The organism is Pseudomonas sp. JV245A (assembly GCF_032424515.1).
Classification (GTDB): Bacteria; Pseudomonadota; Gammaproteobacteria; order Pseudomonadales; family Pseudomonadaceae; genus Aquipseudomonas; species Aquipseudomonas protegens.
The window spans coordinates 1-2,848 of the sequence record NZ_VYKE01000309.1; the positions used below are offsets into that span (position 1 = coordinate 1).

The following is a 2,848-nucleotide window of genomic DNA, read 5'->3' on the forward strand; positions in this document are numbered from 1 at the left end:
GCTGGCTTGCCAGCGAAGACGCCCTGGAACCTGATGCAGATTGTGAGGGGCCCTTCGCCGGCACGCCGGCTGCTACAGGCTGGCCAGGACCACCTCGACCACATCCAGCAGGCGCTGGCGTCGTTGCTCCGCCAGGCTGCCCTTGGCCAGCACCCGCAAGCCCTGCACGGTGCACACCACAAAGCTGGCCAGGGCCCGGGGATTCTTCTGCGGGTCGATCTCCCCCTGCTCCTGGCCGCGACGCAGCACCTGCTCCAGGGCCGCCTCGATACGCTGGAAATTCTGCGCCACGAGCTGAGCCACCGCCGCGTCCTGCCCGGCCATTTCCAGGGAAGCATTGGCCGCCAGGCAGCCCAGGCGCCGGGTGTCTTCCAGCTCGTTGTCGACGATGCGCATCAGCAATCGCCGGACCAGTTCCCTGGCGGGTGCGTCGGCGCCCAGCAGCTCGATATTGGCGCTGGTCATCTGCTGGTAGCGCTTGAGGGCACAGGTGTACAGGCCGTGCTTGCTGTCGAAGGCGTTGTACAGGCTGCTGCGGCTCAGGCCGGTGCCTTCCACCAGGTCCTGAATGGACGTGGCGGCGTAACCGCGCTGCCAGAACACCTGCATGGCCGCATCGGCAATCTGCTCGGGGTCGAACTCCTTGGGACGCACGGCTATTACCTTTCTGGAATGATCGTTCCAAAGACTAAAGATCAAGCCGGCAGGCGTCAACCGCCCCGGGCAAAAAAAGCCCCGGGCCGGTTCTCGGGTCCAGGAAGCGGATCTAGGAAGCGGAAGTCGCCAGGGGCTTGTTCAACTCGCCGATCTTTTCCAGCCGGGCGCGCACGATGTTGCGGCTGATGTTGAGCAGGCGCCCGGTCTGCAACTGGTTGCCATGGCAGTAGCGATAGGCCTCGCGAAAGATCGTTTCCTCGATGTGCTCGTACAGGTCGGGAATGTTCTGCTCGAACAGCGCCTGCAAGGCCCGGCCCAGGTCTGCCGGCGCCTGAGGCCCCGGGACGGCCAGGGGCGCCTGTTCCTGGCGGATGCCGGAGGAGCGCATGTCCACCAGGTGCAGATCCCCCGGTGCCACCCGTTGCTGGCGGCACACCAGCAAGGCGTGGTGGATGGCATTTTCCAGTTCGCGAATGTTGCCCGGCCAGCTGTGCTCCAGCAGCTTGCGTTCAGCCTCTTCGGTCAGCGAGGCACGGTTGTAGCCCAGGCGCTGGCAGTGTTCCTCAAGGAAGAATTCGGCCAGGGGCAGGATGTCCCCCGGGCGCTCGCGCAGCGGCGGCAGGCGGATGGTGGCCACGTGCAGGCGGTAGAACAGGTCTTCACGAAAATGCCCGGCCACCACCGCATCGGCGAGGTTGACGTTGGTGGCCGCCACCAGCCGCACATTGATCGGGATCGGCGTGCGCGAGCCCAGGCGCACCACCTCTCGCTCCTGCAGCACCCGCAGCAGCTTGACCTGCATGTTCAGCGGCAAGTCGCCGATCTCGTCGAGAAACAGCGTGCCGCCGTTGGCCGCTTCGAACCAGCCGGCCTTATGGGTGGTGGCACCGGTAAAGGCGCCTTTCTCATGGCCGAAGAGTTCGCTTTCCACCAGGGTTTCAGCAAAGGCCCCGCAGTTCACCGCGACAAAGGGCTCGCGCCCGCGGCGGCTCAGGTGATGGATGTGGCGCGCCACCAGTTCCTTGCCGGTGCCGGTCTCGCCAATGATCAGGGTATTGGCCTCACTGGGGGCCAGGCGCTCGATGCGACTGAGCAATTCCTGGGAGCGCGGGTCCTTGAACACCAGAACGGTGGCCCGTACCGACTTGGTCAATTCACGGGCGTTTGGATGAGTGATCAGCGACATGGTGCATTCCTGGCAGTAAAAGCGCGGGCTCAATAGTGCACGAAGATATTTAGACTAAATAATTATTAATTAATCTTTAGATATTCCTTTTGTGAATATGTCTGGAGGGTGCTCCCCACCTGCTGCTGGAGCAGCAATCGGCCAGCACCTGCCTGTTCGCAGATCAGCAGCGGCGGCTTGGGCCAGGGCCTGTCGATCTGCCTGAAGCCCTTGCCGGGCAAGGCCTGCAGCGCTTTGTAGCGGCCCTGGCATGCAATCTGCTCTATCCCTTCCGACACCAGTACCCACCACCGCCCCTCGTAGGAGCTGGCTTGCCAGCGAAGGCGTCCGCAAGGGCGAGGCAAGGTTCAAGGGCCTCTTCGCCGGCAAGCCGGCTCCTACAGGAAATACCGCGATATCCGGCGCAGGGCTGGCGGGGCTGAGGGCTTATTTTTTGAGGGAGAGTGCAATGCAAGGTTTATGGCGCAATACCCTGGCCGTTATGGCCGGGCTGCTGATCAGTGTCACGGCCCTGGCCAACCCGGCCCCCGAGTCGGTGAAGATTGCCATCGTCGCCTTCACCCAGGGCGGCAAGCCGGTGTTCGGCGGCATCGCCGGGCGGGTGATCGAGGATGGCTGGCTGGAACAGCAACTGAGCCAGCGCGGCATCAAGCTGCAGTGGATCGCCCTGCCCCACGCCGGCGCCGGGCCGCAGATCAACGAAGGCTTCAGCAACAACAGCATCGACTTCGCCGTGCGTGGCGACCTGCCGTCGGTGATCGCCGGCGCCGGCGGCGTGCCGGGCAAGCTGATCGTGCCCGGCGGCAGCGGCAACAATATCTACCTGGTGGTGCCCACCCAGTCCACGGCCAAGAGCATCGAGGACCTCAAGGGCCAGCGCCTGGCCCTGCATCGCGGCCGGCCCTGGGAGTTCGCCTTCAGCAACTTCCTGGCCAGCAAGGGCCTGAAGCTCGACGACTTCAAGATCGCCAACCTCAACCCCCAGGTCGGTGCGGCGGCGGTGTC

Annotated in this window: 4 protein-coding genes; 1 reads left to right on the forward strand and 3 read right to left on the reverse strand. The window is 64.4% G+C overall.

Annotated features, from left to right (window positions below; all coding sequences use genetic code 11):
* Positions 1 to 72 precede the first annotated feature (72 nt).
* The 3 genes from F6S12_RS30955 to F6S12_RS30965 form a co-directional block, all read right to left on the reverse strand.
* Complete coding sequence (locus tag F6S12_RS30955) at positions 73 to 654, reverse strand: TetR/AcrR family transcriptional regulator (RefSeq protein WP_011061216.1); 582 nt, start codon at positions 652 to 654, stop codon at positions 73 to 75.
* A gap of 112 nt (positions 655 to 766) precedes the next feature.
* On the reverse strand, positions 767 to 1,843 hold the full coding sequence (locus F6S12_RS30960; protein ID WP_011061215.1) for a sigma-54 interaction domain-containing protein: 1,077 nt from the start codon (positions 1,841 to 1,843) through the stop codon (positions 767 to 769).
* A 65-nt stretch (positions 1,844 to 1,908) separates the two neighbouring features.
* Positions 1,909 to 2,121, reverse strand: a complete 213-nt coding sequence (locus tag F6S12_RS30965) for a hypothetical protein (protein WP_172681997.1) — start codon at positions 2,119 to 2,121, stop codon at positions 1,909 to 1,911.
* Positions 2,122 to 2,291: 170 nt separating this feature from the next.
* On the opposite strand from F6S12_RS30965, the gene F6S12_RS30970 reads away from it, so the two are divergent.
* On the forward strand, positions 2,292 to 2,848 hold a 557-nt coding region (locus F6S12_RS30970; protein ID WP_315869784.1), incomplete at its 3' end, for an ABC transporter substrate-binding protein.

Bases quoted from the DNA above. Each gene is read 5' to 3' on its own strand.
- F6S12_RS30960 (WP_011061215.1), bottom strand. From the start codon at position 1,843: ATGTCGCTGATCACTCATCCAAACGCCCGTGAATTGACCAAGTCGGTA.